Origin of the sequence: Corynebacterium oculi, assembly GCF_001412105.1 — a bacterium.
GTDB lineage: Bacteria > Actinomycetota > Actinomycetes > Mycobacteriales > Mycobacteriaceae > Corynebacterium > Corynebacterium oculi.
Window position 1 is genome coordinate 598,963 of record NZ_LKST01000001.1, and the last position, 12,586, is coordinate 611,548.

Here is a 12,586-nt window from a genome sequence, read left to right on the forward strand (position 1 = left end):
ATTATGAAGGCTATGAAGATCGGTGCGGGCGCGATGGCGCTGGCCCTGGGGCTGTTCGCGGCCGGCTGCTCAAGCAACGATGAGCAATCCACGGCGTCGAGTGCTGCGACGTCGAGCGCCACGGCGTCGGATTCCTCGCCGAGCGTACGGCTTGACGACGCCGTGGTGAAGGCCAAGGGGGAGGACAACGATATGACCAGTATCTTTGGCACCCTCGTTAACGATACGGATAAGGACATCACCGTGGAGTCCTTCACCACCTCCCTTGGCGAGGCGGAGTACCAAATGCACGAGGTGGTAGACGGCGTGATGCGGGAGAAGTCCGGGGGCTTTGAGGTTCCCGCGCACGGCACCCACGCGCTGCAACCAGGCGGCGATCACATGATGGTGATGGGATACGCGCACCCCGTGGCCGCCGGTGATGAGATCACCGTGACCCTCACCCTGAGCGATGGTTCCGAGGTGGAGCTTGATCCCATTCCGGTGCGCAGCATCGGCGCGGGCGACGAGAACTACGGCGATCTTGACGGCCAGGGTGGCCACGAGGACCAGGCTCACGGAGAACACGCGGATCACGCGCACTAGCACCGAAAAAGTCGCGCACGCGAGGGGCGCGAGGAGGAGGAAGAACCGATGAGTTCGGTGAGCCGCAGGGGCTTTCTTTCCGGCCTTTCCCTATCCGCCGGGGGATTAGCGCTGGCCGGGTGCCGTTCCACGGAGGCGGGGGAGCCCGAGACCGCGAGTATGGGAACCGCAGGAGCGGAGACCGTGCCTTTCGACGGCCCCCACCAGGCTGGCATTGCCACGCCCGAGCAGGCCCACCTGAACCTGGTGGCCTTCAATCTGGTGGAGGGGGCGGATCGGCGCGATCTGCGTCGGCTGCTCACCCTGTGGACGCAGGACGCCCGCGAACTCTGCGTCGGCCGGGCCCCGCGCGGCAGCCTGGAACCGGAACTGGCCACCCAACCCGCCCGGTTGACGATCACCTGCGGCCTGGGGCCCGGTGCTTTTGATCGAGTGGGCCTGGCCGATCAACGTCCCTCCTGGCTGGCGCCCATTCCAGAGTTCTCCCAAGATCGCCTGGAGGAGCGCTGGGGGCAGACGGACCTGGTGCTGCAAATCTGTAGTGAAGACCCCCTCGTGGCGGCCCACGCCATGCGCAACATGGTGCGCTCCGGCTCGGACTACGCCCACGTGGCGTGGTTGCAGCAGGGCTTTGTCTCCGCCGGGAAGCCGGAGGAAACAAAGCGCAACCTCTTTGGGCAAAAGGACGGCACCGTCAACCCGCGCGGCGAGGAGGAACTGCAAGATCAGGTGTGGATCGACGAGGGTCCGGAGTGGGCGCGCGGTGGCACCGCGATGGTGGTGCGCCGAATCCAGATGCACATGGACGAGTGGGAAAAGCTCGACCGCACCTCGCGCGAGGAGGTGGTGGGCCGCACGCTCGACAGCGGAGCCCCGCTCTCCGGCGGCGAGGAACACACCGCCGCGGACTTCCAGGCGCGCGATGAATACGGGCTGCCCACCATCGACGTCAATAGCCACATGGCGCGCGCGGTGCCGCCGCGAGAACACCCGGAGCAACGGATCCTGCGGCGGCCCTATAACTGGGATGTGGCCCCCGAACCGGGGGCGGAGGATCGCTCCAACTCCGGGCAGATCTTCATCTGCTTTCAAAAAGACCCCACCGTTCAGTTCACTCCGATCCAGCGGCGCCTAGACGCGGCGGATCGACTCAACCAGTGGATCACCCACATCGGCTCCGCCGTGTACTTTATCCCGCCGGGCACGGGGGAGGGGCGAGGAGATTTTTGGGGAGCGCACCTGCTGGACTAACGCGGCGGTGCACTGTTTCTATGGCCTTCGGGTACCCCGACGCTGTGCCTCCCCTGGGCTTCCGAGCGGCGGGGCCGCCCCGGCGCTTCATTCCGGGGTTTGATCCCCGCCGGGGTATGCTGTGGGCGGATTACTGCCGTGCCGTTCCTAGAACCCCTGAGCACGCCCGTGGCGCACCGGGGGAAAGAACGAGGGCGGATCCGGCAGCAGTGATTGAGACAACAGCGGGGGCGGCCCGGTATGCCGTCTCCCGCACGAGCGCAAGAAGGAGCGCGGAATACATGGTGAACTCTGCCGAGAAAAGGTCCCTGCTTGTCCCCGCCGGGGTGCCGGTGGGCAAGGCGATGCGGGAGCATGATCTTCCCACCAAGGGGCCGGAGGCCATCGTGTGCGCCCAGGATCGGCAGGGGAATCTCCGCGATCTTTCCCACGCCCCGGAAACGGATACCGAGTTCTTCCTGGTTCCGGCCAACACGGAGGAGGGGCGCTTTGTGATCCGCCACTCCGCCGCCCACGTGCTCGCCCAGGCCGTGCAGCTGGAGTTTCCCGGCACCAAGCTGGGCATCGGCCCGGCCATCGAGAATGGTTTTTATTACGACTTCGACGCCGCCGAGCCCTTCACCCCGGAGGATCTGCGCACGCTGGAAAAGCGCATGAAGAAGATCATCAAGTCCGGCCAGAGGTTTGAGCGCCGGGTGTGGGAGTCCCAGCACGAGGCCCGGGAGGCCCTCGCCGCCGAGCCCTACAAGCTCGAACTCATCGAGGATAAGGGCAATGTTGATCCAAACTCGGACGAGGCCGCCGAGGTGGGCGCCGGTGAACTCACCGCCTATGACAACGTGAATCCCCGCACCGGCGAGGTGGAGTGGTTTGACCTGTGCCGCGGCCCGCACGTGCCCACCACCAAGTACATTCCGGCCTTCGCCCTCATGCGCACCTCGGCGGCATATTGGCGAGGCGATCAGAATAACGCCGGCTTGCAGCGCATTTACGGCACGGCCTGGGAGTCCAAGGAGGCCCTGGACGAGTACCGCACCATGCTGGAGGAGGCGGAGAAGCGCGATCACCGCCGCCTGGGTGCGGAACTGGACTTGTTTAGCTTCCCCGATGAGATCGGCTCCGGCTTCCCGGTATTCCACCCGGACGGCGGGATCGTGCGTTTTGCCATGGAGGAGCACTCCCGCCAGCGTCACCTGGCGGCCGGGTACTCCTTTGTGAACACCCCGCACGTGACCAAGGGAGACCTCTTCAAAAAGTCCGGTCACCTGGATTGGTACTCCGAGGGAATGTTCCCCCCCATGCAACTGGATGCGGAGTACAACGCGGAGGGCCAGGAGACCAAGCCGGGCCAGGACTACTACGTCAAGCCCATGAACTGCCCCATGCACAACCTGGTGTTTGCCTCCCGGGGGCGCTCCTACCGCGAACTGCCCCTGCGGCTCTTCGAGTTTGGCACCGTGTATCGCTATGAAAAGTCCGGCGTGGTGCACGGGCTGACCCGCGCCCGCGGCTTCACCCAGGACGACGCGCACATTTACTGCACCGAGGAGCAGTTGGAGCGGGAACTCACCGATGTGCTGGAGTTCATCATCTCCCTGCTGCGGGACTACGGCCTGGACGATTTCTACCTGGAACTGTCCACCAAGGACCCCAAGAAGTACGTGGGCGATGACGAGGTGTGGGAGCGGGCCACCGGCATTCTGCGCGAGGTGGCCACCAAGTCCGGCCTGGAACTGGTGCCCGATCCGGCGGGGGCGGCGTTCTATGGGCCGAAGATCTCGGTGCAGGCCCGCGACGCCATCGGGCGCACCTGGCAGATGTCCACCGTGCAGCTGGACTTTAACCTGCCCGAGCGGTTCAACCTGGAATACACCGCCCCGGACGGCTCCAAGAAGCGCCCGATTATGATTCACCGCGCGCTCTTTGGCTCCATCGAGAGGTTCTTCGGCGTGCTCCTGGAACACTATGCCGGTGCTTTCCCCGCGTGGTTGGCCCCTCGGCAGGTGGTGGGTATCCCGGTGGCCGATGAGTTCGTGCCGCATCTGCGCGAGGTCACCGAGGCCCTGCGCGCCCGGGGCATTCGGGCGGAGGTGGATGCCTCCGATGACCGCATGCAAAAGAAGATCCGCAACCACACCACCGGCAAGATCCCGTTCATGCTGCTGGCCGGTGGCCGCGATGTGGAGGCCGGGGCGGTGAGCTTCCGGTTCCTGGACGGCTCCCAGATTAACGGCGTGCCGGTGGCCGAGGCGGTGGAACTCATCGCCGCGTGGGTGGGCGAGCGCAGGAACGATCAACCGAATGAGGAACGCCTTGCCGCACGACGATAAGGACGCCTGGGTGGATACCGGGGCCGGGGAGCCGGATAGGCTCCAGCGCCTCTGGGCCCCCTACCGCATGAACTATGTGGCCTCGGTGGCCTCCACGGGCGCGGAGAATCCCGGGGCGTCGCACGCCGAGGGGCAGGGTGGCACCGATCCCTTCCTGGCCGCCCCCCGGGGCAGCGATGAGGAGGGGCTCATCGTGGCCCGGGGTAAAAGCGTGTATTGCCTGCTCAACCTCTTTCCCTATAACGCCGGACACATGATGGTGGTGCCGTACCGCAAGGTGGCGGATCTGGAGGCCCTCACGGAGGCGGAGAGCGCGGAGCTGATGGCCTTCGCCCAGATGGCGGTGCGCACCCTCAAGCGGGTCTCGCGCCCGCAGGGGATTAATGTGGGCCTGAACCTCGGCCACGGCTCGGGAGGCTCGGTGCGCGATCACCTGCACATGCACGTGGTACCCCGGTGGGCCGGCGATGCCAACTTCATGACGGTCTTGGCGGGCACCAAGGTGCTCCCGCAGACACTGCGGCACACCCGAGCGCTGCTGGCGGCGGGCTGGGCCGAGATCGCGGCCGAGGGCGTCGAGAGCCCGGCGCAGAATACCCAGGAGGATTCCCATGCTTAGCGTGTACGGGCGACGCCCCGCAGCGGTGGTCGTAGAGCCGGTGGCCTCGGCGCTCTTGCGCACGGGGCTTTCCCCGAACGCCATCACCATCGCGGGTGCCCTGCTTACCATCGCGGTCTCGGTGGTGCTGATCCCCACGGGCCACCTGGTGTGGGCGGCGGTGCTCTCCGGTGTGTTTGCCGCCACGGATATGATCGACGGCACCATGGCGCGCATGCGTGGCGGTGGCACCAAGTACGGCGCCACCCTGGATGCCACCTGCGATCGCATCACCGACGGCGCGCTCTTCGCCGCGATCATCTGGTGGCTGGTGTACTCCTACGATGCCCCGCAGCCCCTGGTGGCGGCGGCGCTGGTGGTGTTGGTGTGCTCCCAGGTGATCTCGTACGTCAAAGCCAGGGGCGAGGCCAGCGGATTCCGCATGGTGGGCGGGTTGATCGAGCGCCCGGAGCGGTTGATTATCGGCCTGGTGGGCATCGGTTTGCAGGGAATGGGCGTGCCCTACGCGATCGACATTGCGATCTGGGTTCTGGCGGTAGGCTCGGTGTTCACGGTGATTCAGCGCCTGCGCATTGCCTCCCGATCCCCGCTGGCCAACCAGCTTTCCGCGCCGCCGGCGGGGTCGAAGGAAGCGCGCCCCGAGCGGGATCATTAACGTACCTCCAAGGCTTGAGACAGAAAGGGCGGTGTATGGACCTCAGCACGATGGGCTACCTCGCGGGGTGGCGGGTGGTGCGCTTCCTCCCGGAATCCTGGGCCCGGTGGCTCTTTGAGCGGGGGGCGGACATCGCCAGCGATCACGGCCGGGGCGCGGAGTATCTGCGCCGTAACCTAGCGCGCGTGGTGGGCCAGGAGAACGTCACCAGGGATCTCGTCCGGGATTCCCTGCGATCCTACGCGCGATATTGGTTGGAGACCTTCAGGCTGCCCACCCAGGCGCGCGACGCCGCCCTGGGGGCGCGATTGGCCCGCTTTGTGCGCGGGAGCGAGCACCTGGAGGCCTCCGCAGCGCGGGGCAAGGGGGTGGTGCTGGTGCTGCCCCATTCGGGAAACTGGGATATGGCCGGAGTGTACGCGGTGAGCGCCTTTGGTTCCGTGGTCACGGTGGCGGAGCGGCTGCGCCCGGAGGCCCTATTCGATGCCTTCGTGGAGTACCGGGAGAGTTTGGGCTTTGATATTTCTGCGCTGTCCGGGGGCGCGCCGCCCTTCCCTCATCTCAAGGAGGCGTTGGGGGAGGCGAAGGTGGTGTGCCTCCTGGGCGAGCGCGATATTAAGCGCAGGGGCGTGGAGGTGGAGTTTTTTGGGGAAACCACCACCATGCCGGTGGGCGCGGTGGAACTATGCCGGCAGACCGGTGCGGCGCTGCACGTGGTGCACTGTTGGTTTGAGGGAAAGGATTCCTGGGGCTTCTCCGTGTCCGAGGAAATAGAGGTGGGAGAGATGCAGCCCACCATGCAGCGCGTGGCCGATATTTTTGCGGAAAATATCGCCGCGCACCCCGCGGACTGGCACATGCTGCAACCCCTGTGGCCTAGCGACGTCGCCTTGCGCAAGGAGCGCCGGGCACGCCCCCAGCGCCCGGCGAAGGAGCGGGGTTAGCCCGTGCGCATCGGTATTATCTGTCCCTATTCTTTCGACGAGCCCGGCGGAGTTCAGGCCCACATCCTTGACCTCGCGCGGATCCTGGGGGAGCGCGGGCATAAGGTGGAGGTTTTGGGCCCGGCGGCGGAATCCACCCCATTGCCGGGCTATGTGATGCGTGGCGGGGGTTCCATCCCCGTTCCCTACAATGGCTCGGTGGCTCGGTTGGCCTTTGGGCCGCAGGTGTTTAGCAACGTGCGAGCCTTCGTGGAACGCGGGCGCTTTGATGTTTTGCACATCCATGAGCCCAATTCCCCCAGCTATTCGATGGCGGCCATGATATACGCCTCCGGCCCCTTGGTGGCCACGTATCACGCCTCCGCGGCGGGGTCGCGCCTGCTGAAGGTCGCCCTGCCGGTGCTGCGCCCGTACCTGGAGAAGATTCGCGGGGGCATCGCGGTATCGGAGATGGCCCGGCGGTGGCAGGTGGAGCAGCTAGGCGGCGATCCCGTGCTGATCCCCAACGGGGTGGACACCGAGGTGTATCGGCAGGCGCGGCGGCGATACGGGAAGAACGGCGGCCGGGTGCCGGAGATAGTCTTTTTGGGCCGCATTGATGAATCCCGCAAGGGCCTGGATATTTTGCTGCGGGCCCTGGACGGGTTGGGGGAGCCCGTGCGTGTGACCGTGATCGGCGGGGGCAAGCCCCGCTCCGTGCCGGGGGTGGATTTTGTGGGCCGGGTGAGCGACGCGGAAAAGGCGGAGATTTTGGGGCGCGCGGACATTTACGTGGCCCCTAATACCGGCGGGGAGAGTTTTGGCATCGTCCTGGTGGAGGCGATGGCGGCGGGCTGCGCGGTGGTGGCCAGCGACCTGGAGGCCTTTGCCGCGGTGTGCGGCGCGGAGGGGCGGGAAGGCACGGCAGGAGCGCAAGGAGCGGCGCCGGCGGGGCTGCTGTTTAAGAATGGCTCGGCGGCCGATCTGCGGGAGAAGCTGCGGCTCCTGGTGCGCGATCCGGGGCGTCGGAAGCAGTTGCAGGAGGCCGGAACGCGGCGCGCCCACCGCTACGATTGGGCCACGGTGGCCGATGACGTCTTTGCGGTGTATGAAACGGTGGCCGATGGCACCACGGTGGGGATACGCTGATGGGCGGCTGGATTGCGCTGGCGGTGCTGCTGACCCTGATCCTGGCGTGGGCGTATTTTACGGCCCAGCGCCTCAACAGGCTTCATATTCGCACCGATTCCGCCCTGCAAAACCTGCACGCTAGCCTGGATCGTCGGGCCAGCCTGGTAGAGGCTCTGGTGCCCGAGGCGGCCGCGCAGGCGCGGGAAGTCCTGGGAGCGGATTATTCGGCGCGGGCGTTGGATCGTCGCGCGCTGGCGGAGGCCCGCATGGAGGAATCGTTGGGCGTGCTGCCGGATTTGCCGGCACAGGTGGTGGATGCCTCGGCGCGCGTGGAACTGGCCCGGCGCTTTTATAACGATGCCGTCACCGATACCCGAGCCCTGCGCACCCGCCCCCTGGTCAGGCTTCTGCGCCTGGGGGGCACGGCGCCGCTGCCGGTGTACTTTGAGTTGATGCACAGCCCGGACTAGGGAAGCGGCGCGGCATAGGCCCCGCATGTGTAGCTGCAAGCATAAAGACGCTACGGTGTGAGGTGTCTTATAGTCTCTTCTAGAGCATGACGAAGGAGCGGCGCATGGAGAGCGTGGAGAAGATTCTGGGCGTCACGCCCACGGAACCGGGTGTATGGGAGGGTATCGCCTCCGGCACGCGGCAGAAGCGGACGTTTGGCGGGCAGGTGGTGGGCCAGGCCCTCGCGGCGGCCACCGCCGCCCTGGGCGAGACGGGAGACGGGGAGAAGGTGGTGGATTCCCTCCACGGGTACTTCGTCTCCGGTGGCGACGCCGCCCAGGCCATGCAGGTGGAAGTCACCCCGGTGCGCCGAGGTCGCAGTTATACCAACCTGGCCGTACGTGCCGCCCAGGGGGAGCGTACGCTCTTCGTGGGTAACGTGAACTTCCGACGCCCCGGCGATCCCGGCCCCGTCCACAGCGCCCCCATGCCCCAGGTGCCCCCGCCGGAGGGGCTGAGCGACGGCCGGGAGTACCTGCCGCAGAAGAACCTGCTGCTCTTCTCCGAGTGGGAGGACTGGGAGTTCCGCATGATTGAAAACCACGCCGCCGAGGGCTATGGGCACCAGCGGCTGTGGTTTAAGGCCAGCAGACCGCTGCCGGAGGATCCCGCCTTTCAGGCCGCCGCCTTGGCCTACATGTCAGACATGACGATCCTGTATGGGGCGATGGCCCCGCACCGGAACCACCCGGTGCAGATGGCCAGCCTGGATCACGCGCTGTGGTTCCACCATCCGGTGCGGGTGGACCAGTGGCTGCTCTACGATCAGGTTTCGCCCAGTGCCAGCGAGGGGCGTGCCCTGTGCACCGGGCGGATTTATACCCAGGAAGGGCAGTTGGTGGCGTCGGTGGCGCAGGAGGGGCTGACTCGCACGCTCAGGGCGTAGGGGCCCTGGGTGCGCGGTGGCGGTGGGGCGGGCATGTGCGCGTTGTGGAAAAGCACTGCGTATAATCGAGCAAGCTGGAAAACCGTACCCGGAGAAGGCCGCACATCGCGCTATGGCTGCCTCCCCGCCCCGCGTTCCTCGCGGGGTGGGTTGCTAGGCCCGTAGCCGCTCGGCTGAGAAAGGACCCACGAGATGTCAGGACACTCTAAATGGGCAACCACCAAGCACAAAAAGGCGGCTAATGACGCCAAGCGTGGCAAGGAGTTTGCCAAGCTCATCAAGAACATCGAGGTGGCGGCCCGCACCGGCGGTGGCGATCCGGCGGCGAACCCCACCCTGGATGACATGATTAAGAAGGCCAAGAAGGCCTCCGTGCCCAATGACAACATCGAGCGCGCCCGCAAGCGCGGCTCTGGGGAAGAGGCCGGTGGCGCGGATTGGCAGACCATCATGTACGAGGGCTACGGCCCCAACGGCGTAGCCATGCTGATCGAGTGCCTCACCGACAACCGTAATCGCGCCGCCACCGAGGTACGCACCGCGATGACCAAGAACGGCGGCAACATGGCGGACTCCGGCGCGGTGTCCTACATGTTCAACCGCAAGGGCGTGGTGCAGGTGCTCAAGGGCGATCTGAGCGAGGACGATGTGCTCATGGCCGTGCTCGACGCGGGTGCGGAGGAGGTCAACGCCCTCGGGGAGGTGTTTGAGGTAGTCAGCGCCCCGGAGGATGCCTCGGCGGTTAAGGAAGCCCTGGTGGCGGCGGAGATCGCGGTGGAGGACTTTGACCAGGATTTCCGCGCCGACCTGGAGGTGCCCCTGGAGGCCGATGACGCCAAGAAGATCCTGCGGCTCATTGATGCCCTGGAGGACTCCGACGATGTGCAGAACGTGTACACGAACATGAGCCTAAGCCCCGAGGTCATGGCGGCCTTGGAGGACTAAGCATCCGCTGCTTATCGACGCCCCGGTGGCGCCGGAGGGATCCGGCCGCCGGGGTTTTCGTAATTATGTGCTAAAAATGAGGGGCGAGTGTGCGGGTGATATAAGGCGGTACAGGCAAGGAGGCCCCGTGAACCTAGAGGGACTGCGGGTGATGGGGATTGACCCCGGCTTGACGCGCTGCGGGCTCTCCATTGTGGAGGCCGGACGCGGCCGCGCGGTAATACCCGTGGCGGTGGGGGTGGTGCGCACCCCGGCCGGGGCGGATTTATCGGAACGCCTCCTGCGTCTTTCCCGCGCGGTGGCCGAGTGGATGGAGGAATACCGCCCGGATGTGGTGGCCATCGAGCGCGTGTTTGAGCGCGGTAACGTCTCTACCGTGATGCATACCGCGCACGCCGTGGGAGTGCTGGTGCTGGCCGCTGCCGAGCGGGGTATCCCGGTGCATATGTACACCCCCAGCGAGGTGAAAAAGGCGGTCTCCGGTAATGGTCGCGCCGATAAGCGCCAAATGACCACCATGATTACCCGCATCCTGGGGCTCAGCGAGCCTCCCAAGCCCGCCGATGCCGCCGACGCCCTGGCGCTGGCGGTTTGCCACTGCTGGCGCGCCCCGCTGCTTGCGCGCACCCGCTCTACCCTTTCTCAAGGAGGAATCCGTTGATCGCTTCACTGCGAGGCACCGTCACGAGCGTGGAACTCCACGGTGCCGTGATCGAATGCGCGGGGGTGGGATATTTCTTCCGCGCCACCCCCGCCACCCTCGGAACGCTGCGCCGGGGGGAGGAGGCCACGGTGATGACCACGCTGGCGGTCAAGGAGGACACGATGGTGCTCTATGGCTTTGCCGACGCCGCCAGCAGGGAGATGTTCGGGGTACTGCAAAGCGTCTCCGGGCTGGGGCCGCGCCTGGCCCTGGCGGCGGAATCCGTGCTCAGCCCGGTGGAACTCGCCCAGGCCATCGCGGGCGGGGATACCAAGGCGCTGCAACGCATTCCCGGCGTGGGCAAGCGCATGGCCGAGCGCATGGTGGTGGAACTCAAGGACAAGGTGGCGCAGTTTAGCGGGCAGGCCCCGGGTGATGCCGAGGGCCTCGATCTTCCCCTCCCCTCCACCGCCGGGGCGCATGGAGCGCAGGTGGTAGAAGCACTCATGGGGCTGGGCTTTCCCGAGAAACAGGCGCAAACCGCCGTGGATCGCGTGCTGGAGCAGCAGCCCGATATGGGTACCGCGGAGGCGCTGCGGGCGGCCCTGGTGAGCCTGGGTAAGAAGTAAGGGCGGGCGATGTCTGATATTGAGCGCACCGAGTTTCAGGTGCAGGCCCCAACCCCCTCCCAAGAGGTCAACCCGCGCCTTAACGCCGGGGAACAGGATATTGAGAAGAACCTGCGCCCCAAATCCCTGGGCGAGTTCATCGGCCAGCGGAAGGTGCGGGAGCAACTCTCCTTGGTGCTCCGGGGGGCCAAGAATAGGGGCGTGGTGCCGGATCACGTGCTGCTTTCCGGGCCGCCCGGTCTGGGCAAGACCACCATGGCGATGATCGTGGCGCAGGAGCTGGGAACCTCGCTGCGCATGACCTCCGGCCCGGCGCTGGAGCGCGCAGGCGATCTGGCGGCCATGCTGTCTAACCTGATGGAGGGGGACGTGCTCTTCATCGACGAGATTCACCGCATTGCTCGCCCGGCAGAGGAAATGCTGTACATGGCGATGGAGGATTTCCGCATTGACGTGATCGTGGGCAAGGGGCCGGGAGCCACTTCGATTCCCCTGGATCTTCCCCCCTTTACCCTGGTGGGAGCCACCACGCGCTCCGGTATGCTCACCGGGCCGCTGCGCGATCGCTTTGGGTTTACCGCGCAGATGGAGTTCTACGATGTTCCCGATCTCACCCGCGTGGTCACCCGCGCGGCGCAGATCCTCGATGTGCGCATAGACACGGAGGCCGCCACGGAGATCGCCTCGCGCTCCCGGGGCACCCCGCGCATCGCCAATCGGCTTTTGCGCCGCGTGCGGGATTTTGCGGAGGTGAACTCCGATGGTTCCGTGGACTTAGCGGCAGCCCAGGGAGCCCTAGAGATCTTTGACGTGGATGAGTTGGGTCTTGATCGCCTTGACCGCGCCGTGCTCAGCGCCCTCGTGCGGGGGCACGGCGGCGGCCCGGTGGGGGTAAACACGCTGGCCATCGCGGTGGGTGAGGAGCCCACCACGGTGGAGGAGGTGTGCGAGCCCTACCTGGTGCGCGCGGGGTTGATCGCGCGCACAGGTCGCGGACGGGTGGCCACGGTGAGCGCCTGGCGGCATCTGGGTTTGGAGCCGCCGGAGGGAGCGATGGGCCTTTGAGATTACGGCCCTAAGATTACGGCCCGCCCGCCGCGCATGGGATAGTAAGGGGCATGGAATGGATCTTTATTATCGGTTTGCTCATGGTGTTCCTGGTCCCGCAGATGCTGCTGATTAGCAAGCAGCGCAAGCGGCAGCAGGAGATCATGAACACACAGCGCTCTCTTACTCCCGGCACGCGGGTGGTCACCGCCTCGGGGATTCACGGCGTGGTACGCGCGGTGCAGGGGGATGTGGTGGAACTGGAAATCGCCCCGGGCACGGTCACCACCTGGGAACTTCTGGCGGTGGTGCGCAACCTGGACGCGGAGAACGCCGCGGCCGCGCAAGGGGAGAATCAGGCAGAGGAGCGGGATCACCCGGAGAACTCCTAGCACCTGGGCGTTCCTATCGCCACGGCCATGACGTACCATG

General features: G+C 66.2%; 14 protein-coding genes. All 14 read left to right on the forward strand.

Annotated elements, in window-relative coordinates:
• Positions 1–3: 3 nt before the first annotated feature.
• The 14 genes from Cocul_RS02855 to yajC all read left to right on the forward strand — a co-directional run bounded on the left by Cocul_RS02855 (position 4) and on the right by yajC (position 12,546).
• Complete coding sequence (locus Cocul_RS02855) at positions 4–585, forward strand: copper chaperone PCu(A)C (RefSeq protein WP_055121775.1); 582 nt, start codon at positions 4–6, stop codon at positions 583–585.
• Between the two features lie 48 nt (positions 586–633).
• On the forward strand, positions 634–1,836 hold the full coding sequence (locus tag Cocul_RS02860) for a Dyp-type peroxidase (RefSeq protein ID WP_055121776.1): 1,203 nt from the start codon (positions 634–636) through the stop codon (positions 1,834–1,836).
• 281 nt (positions 1,837–2,117) lie between these two features.
• Positions 2,118–4,166, forward strand: coding sequence for a threonine--tRNA ligase (gene thrS / locus Cocul_RS02865; protein WP_055121777.1), 2,049 nt, complete (start codon positions 2,118–2,120; stop codon positions 4,164–4,166).
• On the forward strand, positions 4,138–4,785 hold the full coding sequence (locus Cocul_RS02870; protein WP_055121778.1) for an HIT family protein: 648 nt from the start codon (positions 4,138–4,140) through the stop codon (positions 4,783–4,785). The genes thrS and Cocul_RS02870 overlap by 29 nt, the downstream gene beginning before the upstream one ends.
• Complete coding sequence (pgsA, locus tag Cocul_RS02875; RefSeq protein WP_055121779.1) at positions 4,778–5,440, forward strand: phosphatidylinositol phosphate synthase; 663 nt, start codon at positions 4,778–4,780, stop codon at positions 5,438–5,440. The genes Cocul_RS02870 and pgsA overlap by 8 nt, the downstream gene beginning before the upstream one ends.
• Before the next feature lie 35 nt (positions 5,441–5,475).
• The gene (locus Cocul_RS02880; protein WP_055121780.1) at positions 5,476–6,384 is read left to right on the forward strand and encodes a phosphatidylinositol mannoside acyltransferase; all 909 of its coding nucleotides are present in this window, start codon (positions 5,476–5,478) and stop codon (positions 6,382–6,384) included.
• 3 nt (positions 6,385–6,387) lie between these two features.
• Positions 6,388–7,512: a glycosyltransferase family 4 protein gene (locus Cocul_RS02885; protein WP_055121781.1), complete on the forward strand. Its 1,125-nt coding sequence runs from the start codon at positions 6,388–6,390 to the stop codon at positions 7,510–7,512.
• The gene (locus Cocul_RS02890; RefSeq protein WP_055121782.1) at positions 7,512–7,964 is read left to right on the forward strand and encodes a LemA family protein; all 453 of its coding nucleotides are present in this window, start codon (positions 7,512–7,514) and stop codon (positions 7,962–7,964) included. The genes Cocul_RS02885 and Cocul_RS02890 overlap by 1 nt, the downstream gene beginning before the upstream one ends.
• Before the next feature lie 86 nt (positions 7,965–8,050).
• On the forward strand, positions 8,051–8,890 hold the full coding sequence (locus tag Cocul_RS02895) for an acyl-CoA thioesterase (protein ID WP_245622079.1): 840 nt from the start codon (positions 8,051–8,053) through the stop codon (positions 8,888–8,890).
• Positions 8,891–9,082: 192 nt separating this feature from the next.
• A complete protein-coding gene (locus tag Cocul_RS02900; RefSeq protein WP_055121784.1) occupies positions 9,083–9,835 on the forward strand; it encodes a YebC/PmpR family DNA-binding transcriptional regulator in 753 nt (250 codons plus the stop codon).
• A gap of 127 nt (positions 9,836–9,962) precedes the next feature.
• Positions 9,963–10,496, forward strand: coding sequence for a crossover junction endodeoxyribonuclease RuvC (gene ruvC, locus Cocul_RS02905; RefSeq protein ID WP_055121785.1), 534 nt, complete (start codon positions 9,963–9,965; stop codon positions 10,494–10,496).
• The gene (ruvA, locus tag Cocul_RS02910) at positions 10,493–11,107 is read left to right on the forward strand and encodes a Holliday junction branch migration protein RuvA (RefSeq protein ID WP_055121786.1); all 615 of its coding nucleotides are present in this window, start codon (positions 10,493–10,495) and stop codon (positions 11,105–11,107) included. Before ruvC ends, ruvA begins: the two co-directional genes overlap by 4 nt.
• Before the next feature lie 9 nt (positions 11,108–11,116).
• Complete coding sequence (ruvB, locus tag Cocul_RS02915) at positions 11,117–12,172, forward strand: Holliday junction branch migration DNA helicase RuvB (protein ID WP_055121787.1); 1,056 nt, start codon at positions 11,117–11,119, stop codon at positions 12,170–12,172.
• A gap of 53 nt (positions 12,173–12,225) precedes the next feature.
• Complete coding sequence (gene yajC, locus Cocul_RS02920; protein WP_055121788.1) at positions 12,226–12,546, forward strand: preprotein translocase subunit YajC; 321 nt, start codon at positions 12,226–12,228, stop codon at positions 12,544–12,546.
• Positions 12,547–12,586: the final 40 nt, after the last annotated feature.

Excerpts from the sequence above, each read along its gene's own strand:
- thrS (WP_055121777.1), top strand. The coding sequence starts at position 2,118 with ATGGTGAACTCTGCCGAGAAAAGGTCCCTGCTTGTCCCCGCCGGGGTG.
- Cocul_RS02880 (WP_055121780.1), top strand. The coding sequence starts at position 5,476 with ATGGACCTCAGCACGATGGGCTACCTCGCGGGGTGGCGGGTGGTGCGC.
- Cocul_RS02870 (WP_055121778.1), top strand. The coding sequence starts at position 4,138 with ATGAGGAACGCCTTGCCGCACGACGATAAGGACGCCTGGGTGGATACC.
- Cocul_RS02860 (WP_055121776.1), top strand. The coding sequence starts at position 634 with ATGAGTTCGGTGAGCCGCAGGGGCTTTCTTTCCGGCCTTTCCCTATCC.
- Cocul_RS02895 (WP_245622079.1), top strand. The coding sequence starts at position 8,051 with ATGACGAAGGAGCGGCGCATGGAGAGCGTGGAGAAGATTCTGGGCGTC.
- ruvB (WP_055121787.1), top strand. The coding sequence starts at position 11,117 with ATGTCTGATATTGAGCGCACCGAGTTTCAGGTGCAGGCCCCAACCCCC.
- Cocul_RS02900 (WP_055121784.1), top strand. The coding sequence starts at position 9,083 with ATGTCAGGACACTCTAAATGGGCAACCACCAAGCACAAAAAGGCGGCT.
- Cocul_RS02890 (WP_055121782.1), top strand. The coding sequence starts at position 7,512 with ATGGGCGGCTGGATTGCGCTGGCGGTGCTGCTGACCCTGATCCTGGCG.
- pgsA (WP_055121779.1), top strand. The coding sequence starts at position 4,778 with ATGCTTAGCGTGTACGGGCGACGCCCCGCAGCGGTGGTCGTAGAGCCG.
- Cocul_RS02855 (WP_055121775.1), top strand. The coding sequence starts at position 4 with ATGAAGGCTATGAAGATCGGTGCGGGCGCGATGGCGCTGGCCCTGGGG.
- yajC (WP_055121788.1), top strand. The coding sequence starts at position 12,226 with ATGGAATGGATCTTTATTATCGGTTTGCTCATGGTGTTCCTGGTCCCG.